This is a genomic window from Ochrobactrum sp. Q0168 (genome assembly GCF_016427605.1).
In the GTDB taxonomy this organism is placed as follows: Bacteria; Pseudomonadota; Alphaproteobacteria; order Rhizobiales; family Rhizobiaceae; genus Brucella.
In genome coordinates, this window is sequence record NZ_JAELXQ010000016.1 from 1 (window position 1) to 18,346 (window position 18,346).

Below are 18,346 nucleotides of genomic sequence, written 5' to 3' on the forward strand. Positions count from 1 at the left end.
GCGCGGATGCTGGCGGTACGATGGCTCTGTCAGGTTCGATCGTTACAAACGAACCATCTGCCCGCATCACGGGCGGGGCGGGCGGCGATGGCGGGGATACCGACACTAATTTCCCTGAGTTAGCAGATCCAGGTCGTGGCGGTAATGACATGTGGGGGGCAAATGGCGGTGCCGGTGGCGCGGGCGTCTATGGAGTCACTATGGTCCTCAATGGCGCTGGCGCGGCCATTATGGGGGGCGCCGGCGGCAACGCCGGAGTGGGCGACCAATGGTCCGCTTTCGACCTTGAGATACACAATGAGGCCAAAGGTGGAGCTGGTGGCGCAGGCGTGGTCGTGCTTAAGGATACTAATGGCGCGCTGCCGACTGTCAATAATGAGGGTTCTATCACGGGAGGCGCCGGGGGGCATGGAGGGGATGCGCTCACAACAGGTCCTGATACTACGTTTCAGAGCGTTGGCGGAGCTGGGGGCAACGGCATTGAAAGTAACGGAGCTACCATTGTCAGCGACAATGGGGGTACGATCAGCGGCGGTGCCGGCGGCGCGGGCGGTATTGCGCACGCGACAGACGCCACAAATGGAAATGGCGGCGATGGCGGCGATGGTATTAACGGCTCAAACCTAACGGTCGTTAATAGTGCCATCATTGAAGGGGGCGGTGGCGGTGTAAAGGGAGAGAATGGCTCTGGCACTGCGGTCGATGGAAAAAATGGTTATGGCGTACACTTTACGGGCGGCACCAACACGCTGGAAATCCGTAAAGGTTCGAAAATCTATGGAGGTGTGTTCGCAGACGCCGGAACGGACAATACGTTCATACTTGGGGGATCCGATGGAGATATCTTCGATGGGATTTTGTCGACCCAAACAGATGGCACAGGTGACTATCAGGGTTTCCAGACCTTCGAAAAGAAGGGAAGCAGCAACTGGACGTTGACAAAGGTCAGCGATGTGAGTTGGACGATCAATGAAGGAACTTTGACAATTGGCGATGGCGGCGGATTGGGCACCGCCGGCACCTCCGTCGATACTGGGCCAAGCACTTCAGAAAAAGGCATTTTAGCTTTTAAACAGAGCGCAGGTTCGACAGAGGTTGACACGACGATTACCGGCAAGGGAAAGGTAGTCCAGGACGGACAAAGTACGGTGACGCTGGTTGCGGCGAACACTTATGAGGGCGGGACCGATCTGAACGCCGGTGTGATTTCGGTAGGTCAGGACGACGCACTCGGCGCTGCAACAAGCGATCTGAACTTCAACGGCGGGACGCTGCGGATAACCGACACGGGGATGCAATCGACGGCGCGGACAATCCAATGGGGCGGTAACGGTGGTGGCTTTGACATCGACGACGCTGGTAACACCTTTACCATTGCACAAGATCTCGCCAGTGCCGGGACGCTGCTCAAAAAAGGTGCGGGAACACTTGTTTTGACAGATCTCAGCGCATTTGCCGGCGCGGTCGCGATTGACAACGGCAAATTGCAGATCGGTGACGGGGGCACAACAGGAAAACTCGGCACGGGCTCAAGTGTTACCATTGCAGATGGTGCATCGCTGGTTCTCGATAGAACGGGCAATGATCTTTTCATTGGCCAAACGATCAGCGGTCGGGGCCAGCTCGTGCAGCAGGGAGAGGGAAAGACCATCCTGGCCGCTGACAATCAATACACCGGTAATACCATCATTTCGGCAGGAGCGCTTCAGCTCGGCAATGGGGGGGCAGCGGGCAGTGTGGATCCTGATAGCGTTATCGATATTTCAACCAGCGCTGAACTGGTTATCGATCGCGGAACAGTTTATAGCTTCAACAACAAGACCACCGGTGACGGCAAGGTGGTTGTAGATGGTCCCGGCACTGTAAGCTTTACGAATACGGCGAGCGATTATTCGGGTGGTACGGAGCTTGTGAGAGGAAAGCTGATCATCGCTTCTGATAACCTTCTCGGAACCGGCGATCTGATATTAAATGGCGGCACGCTGTCGACAGAATCTCCTTTTGCAATGACGCGCGATATTAGCGTTTTGGGTGTGGACAGCGATTTCGAGATCGGCACGCCCAATGATTTAACGCTCACGGGAACGTTCACGGGGGATAATAATTCTGCTTTCACTAAAACTGGTGACGGTCGCCTGATCTTCGACTCCAGCGCCGATGCGTCGGGTTTTGCAGGCACTGCCAACGTGAACGAAGGCGTTCTGCTGGTCAACAGCAACAGATTCGGTGGCAAGGTTATCGTCAATAACGGTGGAACGCTGGCTGGCTCTGGCACGGTCGGCGATACGCATGTTGAGGCTGGCGGAACGCTGGCAGGAAAATTTAGCACAACGCTGACGATAAGCGGTGACCTGATTGTCGACACGGGCAGTACAATTGGCGTCGATATTGGCGGAACGACTTTCGATACGGGGATGTTCAACGTTACTGGTAACCTCACCCTTAACGGAAAACTCGACGTTACGACCAGTGGGAATGCCGCACCCGGAATCTATCGCATTTTTGATTACAACCCTATCAAAACCATGGACGATACCGGATTTCAACTGGGTACCATCGACGGTACCTTGGCCAATCCGGACGACTGGAAGCTTGAGGACACGAATCCCGGTCAGATCAACCTCGTCAATATGCAGGGCATGACGTTTGTTGTCTGGGATGGTTCACGTGTAATTGATGGTGACGGAGTCCATGGCGGTAACGGAACCTGGGACGTCGCGGAAACAAATTGGAAAGATTATCAAAGTCAAACCATCAATGGCAGTTGGGCTGATGGATCAGTCGCGGTCTTCAAGGCAGCCTCCGGAACTGTAATTATTGACGACCAAGCGGGTGACGTAAACGCGGCAGGGCTGGTGTTTGAGACCGACGGTTATCGCATCACCGGTGATCCTCTCAATTTGGTTCAAGGAACTAGTGGAACCACGCCGTTTATACAGGTCGGAGTCAATAACAGGGCTTATGAGCCTCCGACAGCCATGATCGCCACGGTTTTGCACGGACACGACGGTTTGAACAAGACGGGAGATGGCACTCTAGTTCTAACAAATAACAGTGATTATACCGGAAAAACAACTGTATCTGCCGGAATACTCCAACTTGGCGATAACACGCTAGACGGTATGGTCCAAACCGACATTGATCTCAAACGCGATAGTTATGGCAATGGCGCTCTCGTATTCAAACGCTCGAATGATGTCGATTTTGAGCATTCCATCAGCGGTGGAGGCGAGGTGTTCCAAAGTGGCAGTGGAACAACCACGTTCTTTAAAAGCAATAGTTTCTCTGGTGGTCTGACTGTCGAGGCAGGTAGGGCGAAGGCCGGTATTGCGGAAACAGCATTCGGCTCGGGCCGTGTGGCCGTTGAAAAAGGCGCCACACTCGATCTTGATTCATTCAACGAAACGGTTGGTGGTCTCGTCGGCAACAAAGATGGCAAGGGTGACGGCGAGATTCAGCTGGGTAGCGGAACCCTGACACTCAATCAGGACTTCTATACCGATTTTTCCGGTAAGATTTCTGGCACAGGCGGTCTCATAAAAAACGAGAACGGCACATTGACGCTCTCGGGTACAAACGATTATTCCGGAGTTACTGTCGTTTATGGCGGCACGCTGTTGCAAGGCGCGAAAGGTGCTTTCAGCAGGATGTCGGCTTATTCGGTAGCGAATGATGCGGCACTTGAGTTGGGTAGCTTCGCGACCGACATGGCTTCGTTGAGCAACGGTGGCACAGTTGATTTTGGTGGCAGTGGCGGGACCGCGCTGCATATTGCAGGAAACTATATCGGTAACGGCGGCACGCTTGTCATGAATACCGTGCTTGGTGATGATAATTCCAACACAGATACAATGAAAGTCGATGGTAGCACCTCGGGCACTACAACGGTCGTGGTCAAAAACAGAGGTGGCCTCGGTGCTCAAACTTTGAATGGTATCGAGCTGATTGATGTTGGGGGCAAATCCGATGGCGCATTCGATCTTAAGGGCGATTACACGACTAAAGATGGACAGGCAGCAATTCTGACTTCGTCGGCTTATGCCTATACCTTGCAAAAAGGCGACGCGCACAGTTCGAACACCAACGATTGGTATCTGGTCAGCCAATATACCGGAACCAATCCAGATGGACCGTCGCCGAATTGTAGTGATCCGAATGGGTGTTCCAATAATCCAAGTGGACCGTCGCGGTTCAGCCCAGCAGCTCCGGTTTATACATCCTATGCCGCGAGCATGCAGGCCTTGAACCAGTTGCCAACTTTACAGCAGCGTCGTGGCGATCAGTACATAGCCAAGAAGACGTCGGCTATTCATTCAGACGCTGGTGAGACCGATGGTCAGGCCATCTGGGCACGTATCGAAGGCGCCCATAACCGTCTGGAGCCGAATACGACCGCCGGGCGCGTGCAACAGGATGTCAACACTGTCATCATGCAGGCGGGTGTCGATGGGCAGTTCTATGAGGATGAGAATGGCCGCTTGATCGCTGGTATTACCGGCCAATATGGAAATGGCCGTGCCAAGACGTCCAGCGAATTCGATGATTCCCTCGGTGGCGGTCAACTGAACACGCAGGGCTGGGGCCTAGGTGGAACCATTACCTGGTACGGTAATGATGGTTTCTATGTCGATGGGCAGGCTCAGGCCAATTGGTACAAGACTGATCTCAGCTTTGGTGGCGGCAACAAAGGATTATCCAATGACAATAACGGCTTCGGCTATGCGCTCAGCGTGGAAAGCGGAAAGCGTTTCGATCTCGATGAGCATTGGTCGCTGACGCCGCAGGCACAACTGATGTTCTCGTCAGTCGACTTCGATACTTTCTCGGATAGCTATGGCGCTACTGTCAGCAACCGTGATGGCAACAGCCTTAATGGCCGTGTTGGGCTTGCTGCTAACTATGCCAACAGCTGGCAAGGAACGGATAGTCGCCTGGTCAATGCCAATGTCTACGGCATCGCCAACGTCTATCAGGAATTTCTTGATGGAACGAGTATCAACTATGGCGGAACCCGGATGAAGGCTGATCAGGATCGCACCTGGGCGGGTGTCGGTTTCGGCGGCACCTATGCATGGGCGGACAATAAATATTCCATCTATGGCGAGGGCACGCTGAACACGTCGCTCAATCACTTTGCGGACAGTTATGCCGTCAAAGGAAACGTTGGCTTCAGGGTGAACTGGTAAGTGGTGTAGATCAGGAAGGGCCTGTTACAGGGCTCTTCCTACTGCATTCCGATACCGATGTGCCAAGCATGATTTGGGCTTTCGGACATCGTGCGAATGCAAGCTGGCATTGCGGATGCTGTCTAGCGTCAGCTTATCTGTCCGGGTTTGAAGCAAATCTGCATCAGAGCATTCGCGGTGCAAACAGAAATGTCTTCACTGGCAGCAGTTGACTACGTTGGTTTTTGAATCAGGCATAATTGTGTAAAACTTTTACTTTGGAACAAAAAAGCGCTGACCTGACTGGTTCAGGTCAGCGCTTTTGTTTTGATGTCATCACTGCCAAAAAATCAGTCGCCATTACCGAGACGAGGCGCGACCTTCTCAATTTCGCTGATCAGTTCTAGCAGGTTGCGGCTGATATGGCCGTGCAAGGAGGCTGCCACTTCGGGGTATTCTTCCAGAATACGCCGGAAGATTGAGCGGCTGATGCGGATCACTTCTGTCTCCGCTTCGGCGACCGCGCCGGTGAGGCGCGATGTCTGGGCGATGAGAGCCATCTCACCAAGCATCGCACCGGGGCCAACGGGGCGGATTGATATCCGCCCCTCGTCCGTATCGTGAAACAGGGTGATATTGCCGGAAACGACGATATAGGCGCAGTCGGCGCTCTGGCCTTCACGAAAAAGTTCGCGGCCCGCCCGTAGCACAAGCCGCTCGGCACCGAAGGCAAGCAGGCGCAACTGTTCGGGCGTGAAAGACTCGAACAGGCCCACGGTACCGAGAATGCGAATATCGTCGTCTAGCGCCATGGATTGTCAATACACCTGCATCGGGCGCTGTCCATCACGGGACAAGCTTGTATCCCCCGCTTTCTGTGACGAGAAGCGTCGCATTGGACGGGTCTTTCTCGATTTTCTGGCGCAGGCGATAGACGTGGGTCTCGAGCGTATGGGTCGTCACGCCCGAATTATAGCCCCAGACCTCTTCCAGCAGCACATCGCGACCAATGACCTTGTCGCCGGCGCGATAGAGATATTTGATGATCGCCGCTTCCTTTTCGGTCAGGCGAATCTTGGCGCCCTTCTCGTCGATGAGCAGCTTCTGGCCCGGCTTGAACGTATAGGCGCCGACTGTGAAGGTCGCGTCTTCGCTTTGTTCATGCTGGCGCAGTTGCGCGCGGATGCGGGCAAGCAGGACGGCAAATTTGAACGGCTTGGTGACATAGTCATTCGCGCCGGATTCGAGACCGAGAATCGTGTCCGATTCTGTGTCGTGGCCGGTCAGCATGATGATCGGGGACTTGAAGCCGCCTTTGCGCAGAAGCTTGACAGCCTCGCGGCCGTCCATGTCCGGCAGACCCACATCCATGATCAGAAGATCGACGATGCCGTTGCGGGCAGTCTGAATGCCCTTGGTGGCATTGTCTTCCTGCAGGATCTGGAATTCTTCACACAGCTCAAGCTGCTCGACGAGGATGGAGCGGAGATCTTCGTCGTCATCCACGATCAGAATTGTACGGCCTGTCATGCCTGTCCTCGTTACTCTTTGATTTCAATATGGCTCTTCGTGTTTTATGACACTTAATGGCCAGAAGTTGAAGCGGCGAAACGCGAATCATGTTTTCACCGGCTTCGGGGGCGGATTGTAAACATGTTTGCCCGAAAAACTGAAAATGGAGACGGGGGCGTGACCAGATACCAAGGAAACCGTGGGGTCGGCATCATTAATGTGCGGGCCAAGCCGGGCCATAAGACTCGCGGGCTGCTTACTGCTGGCAATCTGGTGCTGGAATGCGCGCTTGGCAAGGGGGGCATCAGCGCTTTCAAGCGCGAGGGCGACGGCGCAACGCCTCTGACCGCCATGCGTCTGCTTTACGGGTATCGCCGTGGCGATAAGGGAAATCTGCCGCCAACCCAGCTGCCGCTGCGCAGAATCCGCCGTCTGGACGGCTGGTGCGACGCGCCGGGCGACCGCAATTATAACCGACCGGTGCCGCTGCCTTACAAGGCCAGTCACGAAGACATGTGGCGCAAGGATGATCTTTACGATGTCTGCATCGTGATGGACTGGAACATCCTGCCGCGCCGCCGCGGCTGCGGCAGCGCCATTTTCTTCCATCTTGCGAGGCTGGGCTATACGCCGACCGAAGGCTGTATTGCATTGAAGCGCGCCGACATGGCGCGCCTCTTGCCGCATCTATCGGACAGGACGGTGGTTCGCGTCCTGCGATAGTGTCGATCTTTCAGTGTGCGGCTGCGGGGACGACTTTCACTTCGTTGCCCTGCACATCGTAGAGTTTCCCGCCGAGGAAATAGTCGCCATCGTGCAGTTCGGCGATGTGGTGATGACGGATGATGCGCTCGGTCCCTTCCGAGAACACGGACATTTGATCGGAATTGCCTGCCTTGAATTCATTGAACATCAGATTCAGTACGATGGCCATCAGCGCAGCCGAGCTTATGCCAGAATGGAAGATGGTTTCAAACCAGGCCGGAAACTGATGATAGAACTGCGGCGCGGCAATCGGGATCATGCCGAAACCGATAGAGGTGGCGACGATGATCAGATTCACGTTGTTCTGATAATCGACCTTCGACAGTGTGCGGATACCGCTGGCTGCGACTGTGCCGAAAAGCACGATGCCCGCACCGCCCAGAACGGCTGGCGGAACACAGGCAATCACGCGTCCCATCACCGGCAACAGGCCAAGCGTGACGAGGATCAAACCGCCGGTTGCGACGACAAAACGGCTTTTCACGCCTGTTACCGCTACAAGTCCGACATTCTGCGCAAAAGCGCTCTGCGTGAACGAGCCGACCACAGGCGCGAGAATGCTTGATGCCATGTCGGCGCGTAACCCGTTGCCGAGCCTGCGGGAATCAACCTTGGTGCCGATAATCTCGCCCACGGCCAGAATATCCGCCGAGGTTTCCACCAAAGTCACCAGAATGACGATGAACATGGAAATAGTCGCGGCGATGCTGAAGACCGGCATGCCGAAATGGAAGATTTCCGGCAAAGCCATGATTGGGCCTTCGCTGACGCGCGAAAAATCCGTCATGCCAAGCGCCCAGGCGATCAGCGTGCCGCACACCATGGCAAGCAGGATGGACAGGCGCGAAATGGTGGCGCTGCCGATTTTGCTCAGGATAAGCACGAGCGCCAGCGTCAGCCCGGCCAGACCGATATTGGACATGCTGCCGAAATCGCGCGCATTGCTGTTGCCGCCCATCGCCCAGCGGGCCGCAACGGGCATCAGCGTCAGGCCGATGGTCGTGATGACGATGCCGGTCACGAGCGGCGGAAAGAAGCGCGTTATGCGTGAGAAAACCGGCGTTATCAGAAAGCCGATAAAGGCCGCCGCCATGACGGAACCCAGCACGACTTGCAGCCCCGCTTCGCCGCTGCCGCTGGACGTGACAATGGCCACCATTGTGGCAACACCGGCAAAGGAAACGCCCTGCACGAGCGGCAGCTGGCATCCGAAAAAGGGAATGCCGATGGTTTGCAGCACGGTGGCGACACCGCCGGCAAACAGCGAGGCGGTGATGAGCAGACCCACTTCGCTGGGGCTCAATCCCGCGGCCTGACCAATAATCAGGGGAACCGCGACAATGCCGCCATACATGGTCAGCACATGCTGAAAACCATAGGCAATGTTGGCGGCAACCGACAGTTTTTCATCTTCAGGGCGCGAAACTGCATCCGCCCCGGACAGGTGCGTATTCAATGCTAATCCCTCCCGGCAGACGGGTTTAGACCGGTCTGCCCTCTCCGTTCTCCCTGCGCAATCGTGTTGCGGCTGTCCGAGTTATGCCGCACACGAAAATACGCAATGTCTCCTCCAAGACAGTCGTCAGAGTATAACGGCAGCCGCCCATATGACTGTGCGTGTTTTGCTTGAAATTGTTTTCGTCGCGGGAAGGCTAATGTCGTGGTTGGATTTAGCAACCTGTCATTTTCATCGCTTCTTGCAGAACCGTGAAAACAGCGGGATCTGTCGATTGCGCCACGTTGAAGCGCAGATAGGCGCTTGCCGTGCGTGACGGGCTGAAGACATCGCCGGGCGCCAGAACGACACCCTTGTCCAGCGCGTGCCGTGCAATGATGCCGGAATCCATTCCATCCGGCAAGCGCGCCCATAAAAACATGCCGCCTTGCGGTTCGGCCCAGAGTTCCAGACCTGCGCTTTTCAGGCGTTTGGCAGTCAGCGTCATGGCATCTGCAAGCTTGGCGCGCAGACCTTCGATATGACGGCGATAGGTGCCATCGGTCAAAAGCGCGTGGACGATCTGCGCTGAAATCGAATTGCCGCCGAAGGTCGTGGCGAGCTTCAGATCGGTCAGGCCATCGATCCAGTCGCTGCGTCCGGCAATATAGCCGACACGCGCCGCAGCCGAGAGCGTCTTGGAGAAGCTGCCTATATGCAGCACACGCTCGAACCCGTCGAGTTCCGCCAGTAGCGGCGCGGGCGAGGGATGGAAGTCGCCGAAAATATTGTCCTCGACGAGAATGACGCCATGGGCTTCCGCGAGTTTCAGAAGACGATGCGCGGTTGCGGGCGACATGACGCCGCCGGTCGGGTTTTGCAGCCCTGCATTGGAAATATAGAGTTTTGGCGCGTGTTCGGCGGCTGCCTTGGCGAAGGCTTCAAGCTCCGGGCCGCTATGCGTATAGGGCACGCCGATCAGCTTGACGCGGTGGGTCAAAAGCACGGCCTGAAAGTTGAAATAGCACGGGTCGTCCACCAGCACGGTATCCCCCGGCTGGAGCAGAAAGCGGCAGATGAGATCGATGGCCTGCGTGCCGGAATCGGTCAGCACGATCTCGCCGCCGGAAATATCCATGCCCTGTTCCGCCAGCCGGTGCGCGAGGTGACTGCGCAACGGGCGGAAACCGAGCGGTTCGCCATAGGTGGCGAGATCGCTGCGCTCGTCGCGGGCAATGGCGCGAAGTGCGCGCCGGATGCCTTCAAGCGGCAGCCATTCATCCGGCAGCCAGCCGCATCCGGGCTTCAATGTCTTGCTTTCGGTTTCCAGCGATTGGCGCATGACCCAGAACGGATCGATCTGCCGGTCCTTATGCGGTGTGGTCGTGGCCAGCGAAAAGGGCTGGCGCGCCCGTTCCGAGACGTAGAAGCCAGCGCCACGCCTTGACTGGATAATGCCTTCCGCGACCAGCCGGTCATAGGCTTCGACGACGGTGGATTTGGAGACGTCCATGGTTTCGGCAAGACGGCGGATCGACGGCAGGCGGGCACCGGGCGCAAGGCTCATGGCCGCAATGCGACCACGGATAATTGACATGACTTTTTCGACGAGCGAGGTCTTTTCTGCAGCAGCGTTCTCTTCGCCGCGCGCGCTTTCGACGCCCGCATAGGCGGCTTCCACGGCTTCCAGGCTGCGCAAAAGGCCCGTCGATATCATCTGTACCCTCTTTCATATCAGTACAGTTTGCCAGAATTGTCCGGTAACTGTCTCTGATTATTTCGTCAAGTTCGCGGCATTGTCCGCAAAATTCATAGACGATTTTGCTGAAAGCTGAAAAGACACATGCGTGAGAATGTTGGGAACAAGGCCTATGTCAGCCAAACCGGGGGAAACAAAACCGCTGGTTGGATGAATGGATTTCTGGGCGTGCTGATTTTCTCGGGCTCGCTGCCTGCGACGCGTCTTGCGGTCATCGATATCGACCCGACCTTCCTGACCATGGCGCGCGCTTCTATTGCCGGGCTGTTGGGCATGGCCTTGCTGCTGGCATTTCGCGAACCGCTTCCGCGCAAGAGCGATGTTATTTCGCTGATCGTGGTGGCGCTGGGCGTCGTGGTCGGCTTTCCGCTGCTGACGGGCATTGCGCTGCAACATATGACCTCGGCGCACGCCATTGTCTTCATCGGCCTGCTGCCGCTTTCGACAGCGGTATTCGCGGTGCTGCGCGGCGGTGAGCGCCCGCGTCCGCTGTTCTGGCTGTTTTCGATTGTCGGCGGCGCTATAGTCGCGTCCTATGCTTATGGGCAGGGCAGCCAGTCCACGCTGCTCGGCGATGTGCTGATGCTGGGCGCGATCATCGTCTGCGGGCTTGGCTATGCGGAAGGTGCCAGCCTGTCGCGCAGACTTGGCGGGTGGCAGGTCATTTGCTGGGCGCTGGTGTTCTCGCTGCCGATCATGCTGCCGCTGACCATCCTCATGCGGCCTGAAACATGGGCAGGCATTGGTGCCATGGCTTGGGGCGGGCTGGTCTATGTGTCGATGTTTTCGATGCTGATCGGCTTTTTCTTCTGGTATCGCGGGCTGGCGCAAGGCGGCGCCGCGACGGTCGGCCAGCTTCAGCTTCTGCAACCGTTTTTCGGTCTGATGCTGGCGGCGGGCATTGCGGGCGAGCCTGTCAGCATGGGCATGGTCGCGACAGCGGGTATCGTCGTGCTGTGTGTCGCGGGCGCGAAACGCTTTGCTTAACCGGGCCTAGACAAAAGCCCAGACGGTCGTGCGCTTGATTTCGGAATCTTCCAGCGCACGCGTCACGGGCACGGTATAGACGGCGAGCTGCCGCAGCCGATCCTTCGGCAGATAGGCGCGGCCCGGATCGCCGACGATGATTTGAGCGCCGCGTTCCGCCAGTTTTGCGAACCACGGAATGAGCCGGTCCGCCAGCGGTTTCTCATAGAAGACATCGCCTGCCAGAACCACATCCCAGCCGTGATCGGCACCGATGAGATCTTCAAGGCTTGCCGTCACGGCAACGCCGTTGGCGGTGGCGTTGATATCGATTGCGGGAAGCGCGAAGGGGTCGATATCCGAAGCGATGACGCTTTTTGCGCCAGCCTTCATAGCGGCGATGGCGACGAGGCCAGAGCCGGACGCAAAATCCAGCGCAGTCTTGTCGCGCACGGCTTCGGGATGGTCGAGAATATAGCGCGCCACGCCCTGACCGCCCGCCCAGGCAAAGGCCCAGAAGGGCGGCGGCAGGCCGATTGTGGCCAGTTCTTCCTCTGTCTTGTGCCAGAGGTCGTGCGCTTCGTCGGCCAGATGCAGGCGGATTTCCGGCACATGCGGCGGTGCTTGCAGGCCGGTATTGGCCAGAATGAAGCTGCGCGTGCTGGTTTCCGCCGGATCGAGCATCGGTTGCTGGTCTCAGATGTCTTTGGCGTCGAGGCCGCCCATGCGGCAGACTTCGATCCATTCGTCTTCCGTCACCGGCTGCACGGACAGGCGCATGGAGGTGACAAGCGCCATGTTCTGGAGCTTGGGGTTGGCCTTGACATCTTTCAGCGTAACGGGCTTCGGCATATCGCGCACGGCCTTGATATCCACGCAGTCCCAGCGCGGGTCGTCGGTGGTGCTGTCGGGATGCGACAGGGCGCAGACCTCGACAATGCCGACCACTTCCAGCCCTTCATTGGAATGGTAGAAGAAGCCTTTGTCGCCGATTTTCATGGCGCGCATATTGTTGCGCGCCAGATAATTGCGCACGCCATCCCATTGCTCGCCCTTTTCGCCACGGGCCTTTTGCATCTCCCAGGACCATTTGAACGGTTCGGATTTGAACAGCCAGTAAGCCATTATGCGTTCCTCGGTAAGCGACTCAGGCGTTGGCCGGGTTCTTGATTGCCCAGTTCCACGGGCGCACGGTCACATCCTGAAACAGACCGGCCTTCGCATAGGGATCGTTGGCGGCGATTTTTTCAGCGGCTGCCTTGTCTTCGGCTTCGACAACCACGAGACTGCCATTCGGCTTGCCGTCTTCGCCGAGGAAGGGACCGGCAAACTTCAGCACATCACCAAGGCTCGTCAAATAGTCGAGATGCGTCGGGCGCGTGTCGAGGCGCACCTGCAGATGGTCGGGCTTGTCGTTGCAGAGAAGTGCAAAAAGCATCGTCTGGTCCTCTAGTCTTCGGTCTTGAGTGGTCGGTTGATGAGGTTGGTCACAGCCTCGTCGATGGTGATCTTTCCGCTGAGCAAAGCGCCGACCGCATCGATGATGGGCGCGGAAATGCCGTGCTTGTCGCAAAGCTCCGCAGCAATCGGCGCGGTGGCGACACCTTCGGCCAGGGGCCGGTTGGTCAGATCTTCGCCGCGTCCAAGCGCGAGGCCGTAGGAATAGTTGCGCGACTGCGCGGATGAGCATGTCAGCATCAGATCGCCAAGGCCGGAAAGCCCCATGATGGTTTCCGGCTTTGCGCCCATGGCTTGTCCGATGCGGCGCAGTTCGGCAAAACCGCGTGTCACAAGCGCTGCCTGCGCGCTCGCACCATAGCCGCGCCCGACAGCTGCACCCGCCGCAATCGCCAGAACGTTTTTCAGCGCGCCGCCAATCTCGACACCTTTGAGATCGGTGGTCGAATAACAGCGGAAAGCAGGACCAGAAAGAAGCGCTGCCAGCTGGTCGGCGGTATCGGCATCCTCGCAGGCAACCGTCACCGCCGTGGGCAGGCCGCGTGCAACATCCGTGGCAAAACTCGGGCCGGAAAGGGCGGCGATGCGGTGGTTCGGCAAAACTTCCGCCACCACTTCCGACATCAGCCGTCCGGTGCCGCGCTCGATACCCTTGGCGCAGAGAACGACGGGCGCGGACTGCGGGATGAGACTGCTCAGTTCGGAGAGGCCCGTGCGCATGGCCTGCGCCGGGATCACAGCCAGAACCGCATCAGCACCGGTAACAACATCGGAAGCGCTGGTGCTGGCGTGAATGCCGGCGGGCAGGTCGATGTCGCCCAGATAGCGCGGATTGCGCCGATCATTGTTGATCGCGGCGACAGTTTCCGCATCGCGGGCAAAAAGCCATGCTTCGTGGCCGCTGGTCGCAGCCATGGCGGCAAGCGCCGTGCCCCATGCGCCGCCACCAAGAACGGCAATCTTCGTGCGCGCGCTCATGCCTTGGCTCCACGCCGTCCCGTGCCGATCAGCGGCGCGGATTTTTCATCGAGCGGCCAGCGCGAGCGCGGCGCGATGGCAAGCGAATCCGGGGCCTGGGTCGCGGCATGTTCTGCCCCTGCCCAGGCGATCATCGCGGCATTGTCCGTGCACAGATTGAGCGGCGGCGCGATGAAGCTGAAGCCGTGTTTTGCGCAAAGTTGTTCGAGCGACGCCCGCAAGGTCTTGTTGGCGGCGACACCGCCCGCAACGACGAGCGAAGGCGTTGCACAGTCAGGAAATTCCGCCTTGAAGCGTTCGAGCGAGCGCCCGACCCGGTCGGCAAGCGTATCCGCCACGGCTGCCTGAAACGAGGCGCAGATATCCGCCACATCCTGATCGCTCAGCGGCACCAGTTCGCTTGCCGTCTGGCGAACCGCGGTCTTGAGGCCGGAGAAGGAAAAATCGAGCCGCGCTTCGCCTTTCAGCGGGCGGGGCAAGGGAAAGCGCTTTGGATCGCCCTGAAGCGCCATGCGCTCAACCGCCGGACCGCCGGGATAGGGCAGGCCGAGAAGCTTCGCCGTCTTGTCGAAGGCTTCGCCCAACGCATCGTCGATCGTGGTGCCGAGGCGCTCATAATCATTGAGCCCGCGCACCAGCACCATCTGCGTGTGACCGCCGGAAACCAGCAGCAGCAGATAGGGAAATTCGAGCTTGTCGGTCAGCCGCGCCGTCAGCGCGTGGCCTTCCAGATGGTTCACGGCGTAGAACGGTTTTTGCGCGGCCATGGCGAGCGCCTTGGCCGTCATCAGGCCGACGATCAGCCCGCCGATGAGGCCGGGACCAGCGGTGGCCGCCACGGCATCCACCTCATCGAGCTGCATATCCGCGTCCAGCAAGGCGCGTGCGACCAGCCGATCCAGCGCCTCGACATGGGCGCGCGCGGCAATTTCCGGCACAACGCCGCCATAAGGCTCGTGTTCGGCGATCTGGCTCAGAACCACATTGGACAGAATACGGCCTTCGCCCTTATCGTTGCGTTCAACGATAGCGGCGGCTGTTTCGTCGCAACTGGTTTCTATTCCAAGAATGCGCATTTGCGGTTAGACCCTGCCAGTCTCATAATTCTGATACGTCAAGCAACCCGGTACCATGGACGACGCGATATGCAAACACCATCCTTGAAGATTGGCACACGCGGTAGCAAGCTGGCTCTGGCTCAGGCTTACGAAACGCGTCGCCGCCTGATGGAGGCGCATGGATTGCCGGAAGAGGCGATTGAAATTCTGCCCATGTCCACGGCGGGCGACCGCATTCAGGACCGTCCGCTGTCGGAAGTCGGCGGCAAGGGGCTTTTTACCGAGGAAATCGAACAGGCGCTGAAGGATGGACGCATCGATCTCGCCGTTCATTCGACCAAGGATATGCCGACTGTCTTGCCTGAGGGCTTGCATCTTTCCGTCTTTCTTGAACGCGAGGATCCGCGCGATGCTTTCATTGGCCGCAAGGCCAAGCGTTTCATGGATTTGCCGCAGGGCGCTGTGGTCGGTTCGTCATCGCTGCGTCGTCAGGCGCTGATCCGGCGTCTGCGCCCGGACATTCAGGTGGTGATGTATCGCGGCAATGTCGATACCCGCCTGCGAAAACTTGAAGCGGGCGAAGTGGATGGAACCTTTCTGGCCTGCGCTGGCCTGAAGCGGCTCGGCCTTGACGCGGCGATTACCGAGCTGGCCGATCCGCTGACCTTCCCGCCCGCGCCGGGACAGGGCGCCATCGGCATTGAAAGTCGTATCGGCGATGCCCGCATCGATGCGCTGCTGGCGCCGCTGGCGCATCGCGACACGCAGGTAGCCCTTGCCTGCGAACGCGCTTTTCTAGGCGCGCTTGATGGCTCCTGTCGCACGCCGATTGCCGGTCTTGCCACGGTGGACGGCGACAAGGTGCATTTCCACGGCATGATCCTGACGCCCGATGGCACAAAGGCGCATGAAGTGACGCTTGACGGCACGGCGTCGGAAGCGGCGGCGCTTGGAACCGAGGCTGCAAGGCAGGTTCGCGCGGCGGCTGGCCCGCATTTCTTCACCGACTGGGATTGACCTTGAGCGGGCCGGGCGCAGCGACCGCGATCAAGCGGGTTCTGGTGACGAGGCCGGAACCGGCGGCCCTGCTGACCGCCGCGAAACTCACTGAGGCGGGGTTCGAGCCGGTGCTTCTGCCGCCCAGCCGCACTGTGCCGCTCGGCTTTTCGATTCCTGATATCCGGTTCGATGCCTTGACGGTGACAAGCGCCAATGCGTTCCGCCATGCGGGGCACGCTTTGCCGCAACGCGATATGCCGCTCTTCGCCGTTGGCGAGGGTACGGCACACGCCGCACGCGAGGCGGGCTTCACCGAGGTTATAGATGGCGGCGGCGATGCGGTGCGTCTTGCGGAAACCATGCGCAAGACCTTGCCGCAAGGCGCGCGCGTTCTTTATCTGGCGGGGCGTGTGCGCCAGCCGATCTTCGAAGAGCGCGTATCCGCAGCCGGTCTCGATATGATCGTGTGCGATGTCTATGATATCGAAACCGTCGACTATTCGCGTGAGGAACTTCAGCGCATATTGGGTACGCAACCGCTTGCGGCGGTGATGCTTTATTCCGGCGTGGCAGCGGAAGCGTTCGTTGCGGCGATGGACAGGATCGTCCCGCCTTTTAACGAAAAGACCCGCTTTTTGTGCATATCGGCGCGTGTGGCCGCAAAACTGCCATCGGACTGGCAGACACATGCGCTGGTGGCGGAACAGCCGGATGAGACAGGACTTTTCCGACTGTTTTCCAAACTTTGACTCTTTTAGGCGCAACCTTCCTGCGACAGAGGATTTTATCTGTTAGAGTCAGGCAGAACTACCAGCAGGCAATCGACGATTACGAGAGGACCCATGGCGAAATCCGGCACCCCGCGACATTCCAAACCGGCCCGCAATCCCGTGACGATCAATCTCGATCCGTCTGATGTAAAGCGTGTCGATGAACAAGCGGAAGCCAAGGCGATGCCGCCCGCCGAGCCGGTCGGGAATTTTGCTCAAGCGACAGCAGCCAAACCAGCTGAGGCGAAAGCCGCTGAAACAAAATCCGAGCCAAAGCCAGAAGCGAAGCCGGGTGCGAGTTCCGCAGGTGCATCCAAGCCGCCCTTTACCGCCGGTGTGAAACCGGAAACAGAAAAGCCGCGTGCAACCACCGGCGCATCGTCCACCGTGCCGCCCGTCGGCAATTCCAGTCAGAGTTCCAGCCCAAAATCCAGCGCCGGTGCGTCGCATCTTCTGGCAGGCATTGCCGGTGGCGTTATCGCGCTTGGCGGCATGTTCGCCCTGCAATGGGGCAATGTCATTCCGTCGCCGGGCGCGCGGGTGACCGCCGAGCAACTGGCACGGATGGAGCAGCAGATCGCCGAACTGCGCACCAATCCGACGCCTGCGCCGCTCGATGCTGCGAGCCGCACGCAATTTGCCGATTTGCAGAAGAATGTTCAGGCCGCAGAAATCAAGGCGGAAGCGGTCGCAGGCACGCTGACGCAATTACAGCAGCAGGTCGAAACACTGCCGCAGGCGAGCGCAGGCGCTGCTTCCGGTGATATCGAAGCGCTGACCGGGCGTCTCGACGCGCTGGAATCGAAATTATCGGCTGCCCAGAATCAGGCCGATCAAGCCGCCGCTGGTGTTTCCGGCAATAGCGGTACGATCTCTTCGCTGGAATCGAAGCTGACTTCCTTGCAGGCAAAGGTCGGCGAAGCCGCCCGTCAGCCGGATGCAACAGCGCTGATTGCTGCCAATGCGCTAAAAACGGCCATTGATCGGGGTGGTTCATTCAAGTCCGAGCTTGATACTTATGCGTCGCTCGCGCCGCAGGATAGCTCGGTCGATGGCCTCAAGGCCTTTGCCAATACAGGCGTGCCGACCGTGGCCGACCTTAATGCCTGGTTTGGCCCGGTTGCCAATCGCATTGTCGCGACCGAAAACAAGCTGCCCGCCGATGCGGGTGTTTGGGATCAGCTGGTCGCCAGCGCCAAGGGGCTGGTGAGCGTTCGCCCCGTCGCAGGCAATGTGGAAGGCGAGGGCGTCGGTCCGACGACGGCCCGCATGGAAGCAGCGCTTCACGCAGGCGATCTGGAACGCGCCATCGGCGAATGGGAAAAGCTCCCCGCCGATGCGAAAGACGTTTCGGGAGAATTTGCGGACCAGATGAAGGTGCGGCGCGATGCCGATGCGCTGATCCAGCGTCTGGTTGCCGACAGCCTCAAGCCAAAGGCGCCGACTGACGCGGGTGCTGCCGCACCGGCGGCTAACTAAGG

15 protein-coding genes are annotated in these 18,346 nt (G+C 58.6%); 6 read left to right on the forward strand and 9 right to left on the reverse strand.

The features are described from left to right. Positions 1 to 20 precede the first annotated feature (20 nt). The gene (locus JAU75_RS19770; RefSeq protein WP_199058161.1) at positions 21 to 5,186 is read left to right on the forward strand and encodes an autotransporter outer membrane beta-barrel domain-containing protein; all 5,166 of its coding nucleotides are present in this window, start codon (positions 21 to 23) and stop codon (positions 5,184 to 5,186) included. 329 nt (positions 5,187 to 5,515) lie between these two features. Here the strand turns inward: JAU75_RS19770 and JAU75_RS19775 are convergent, their stop codons facing one another. Both JAU75_RS19775 and JAU75_RS19780 read right to left on the reverse strand, forming a co-directional pair. Continuing rightward, positions 5,516 to 5,977, reverse strand: coding sequence for a cyclic nucleotide-binding domain-containing protein (locus JAU75_RS19775; RefSeq protein ID WP_199058162.1), 462 nt, complete (start codon positions 5,975 to 5,977; stop codon positions 5,516 to 5,518). Positions 5,978 to 6,011: 34 nt separating this feature from the next. Then, on the reverse strand, positions 6,012 to 6,695 hold the full coding sequence (locus tag JAU75_RS19780; protein WP_078337540.1) for a response regulator transcription factor: 684 nt from the start codon (positions 6,693 to 6,695) through the stop codon (positions 6,012 to 6,014). Positions 6,696 to 6,818: 123 nt separating this feature from the next. Here JAU75_RS19780 and JAU75_RS19785 point away from each other — a divergent pair, with 123 nt between their 5' ends. Continuing rightward, complete coding sequence (locus JAU75_RS19785; RefSeq protein WP_210339355.1) at positions 6,819 to 7,400, forward strand: L,D-transpeptidase; 582 nt, start codon at positions 6,819 to 6,821, stop codon at positions 7,398 to 7,400. Positions 7,401 to 7,410: 10 nt separating this feature from the next. Here the strand turns inward: JAU75_RS19785 and JAU75_RS19790 are convergent, their stop codons facing one another. Beyond that, positions 7,411 to 8,898, reverse strand: a complete 1,488-nt coding sequence (locus JAU75_RS19790; RefSeq protein WP_199058164.1) for a nucleobase:cation symporter-2 family protein — start codon at positions 8,896 to 8,898, stop codon at positions 7,411 to 7,413. A 214-nt stretch (positions 8,899 to 9,112) separates the two neighbouring features. After that, the gene (locus JAU75_RS19795) at positions 9,113 to 10,594 is read right to left on the reverse strand and encodes a PLP-dependent aminotransferase family protein (RefSeq protein ID WP_199058165.1); all 1,482 of its coding nucleotides are present in this window, start codon (positions 10,592 to 10,594) and stop codon (positions 9,113 to 9,115) included. Between the two features lie 126 nt (positions 10,595 to 10,720). Between JAU75_RS19795 and JAU75_RS19800 the strand changes: the two genes are divergently transcribed. Next, positions 10,721 to 11,623, forward strand: coding sequence for a DMT family transporter (locus JAU75_RS19800; RefSeq protein WP_199058166.1), 903 nt, complete (start codon positions 10,721 to 10,723; stop codon positions 11,621 to 11,623). Positions 11,624 to 11,629: 6 nt separating this feature from the next. Here JAU75_RS19800 and JAU75_RS19805 read toward each other — a convergent pair whose 3' ends face one another. The 5 genes from JAU75_RS19805 to tsaD are packed head-to-tail and all read right to left on the reverse strand — an operon-like array spanning position 11,630 to position 15,114. Next, entirely contained in the window at positions 11,630 to 12,286 is a 657-nt protein-coding gene (locus tag JAU75_RS19805; RefSeq protein WP_199058167.1) for a methyltransferase, read from the reverse strand. A 12-nt stretch (positions 12,287 to 12,298) separates the two neighbouring features. After that, positions 12,299 to 12,727, reverse strand: a complete 429-nt coding sequence (locus tag JAU75_RS19810; RefSeq protein WP_199058168.1) for an EVE domain-containing protein — start codon at positions 12,725 to 12,727, stop codon at positions 12,299 to 12,301. Between the two features lie 22 nt (positions 12,728 to 12,749). After that, positions 12,750 to 13,040, reverse strand: coding sequence for a YciI-like protein (locus tag JAU75_RS19815; RefSeq protein ID WP_199058169.1), 291 nt, complete (start codon positions 13,038 to 13,040; stop codon positions 12,750 to 12,752). Between the two features lie 11 nt (positions 13,041 to 13,051). Next, positions 13,052 to 14,038, reverse strand: a complete 987-nt coding sequence (locus tag JAU75_RS19820; protein WP_199058170.1) for an NAD(P)H-dependent glycerol-3-phosphate dehydrogenase — start codon at positions 14,036 to 14,038, stop codon at positions 13,052 to 13,054. Then, entirely contained in the window at positions 14,035 to 15,114 is a 1,080-nt protein-coding gene (tsaD, locus tag JAU75_RS19825; protein WP_199058171.1) for a tRNA (adenosine(37)-N6)-threonylcarbamoyltransferase complex transferase subunit TsaD, read from the reverse strand. The genes JAU75_RS19820 and tsaD overlap by 4 nt, the downstream gene beginning before the upstream one ends. 69 nt (positions 15,115 to 15,183) lie before the next feature. On the opposite strand from tsaD, the gene hemC reads away from it, so the two are divergent. From hemC to JAU75_RS19840, 3 genes are all read left to right on the forward strand, one after another. Continuing rightward, the gene (gene hemC / locus JAU75_RS19830; protein WP_199058172.1) at positions 15,184 to 16,113 is read left to right on the forward strand and encodes a hydroxymethylbilane synthase; all 930 of its coding nucleotides are present in this window, start codon (positions 15,184 to 15,186) and stop codon (positions 16,111 to 16,113) included. Positions 16,114 to 16,142: 29 nt separating this feature from the next. Then, the gene (locus tag JAU75_RS19835; protein ID WP_199058250.1) at positions 16,143 to 16,844 is read left to right on the forward strand and encodes a uroporphyrinogen-III synthase; all 702 of its coding nucleotides are present in this window, start codon (positions 16,143 to 16,145) and stop codon (positions 16,842 to 16,844) included. 93 nt (positions 16,845 to 16,937) lie between these two features. Further along, positions 16,938 to 18,344, forward strand: a complete 1,407-nt coding sequence (locus tag JAU75_RS19840; protein ID WP_199058173.1) for a mitofilin family membrane protein — start codon at positions 16,938 to 16,940, stop codon at positions 18,342 to 18,344. Positions 18,345 to 18,346 lie beyond the last annotated feature (2 nt).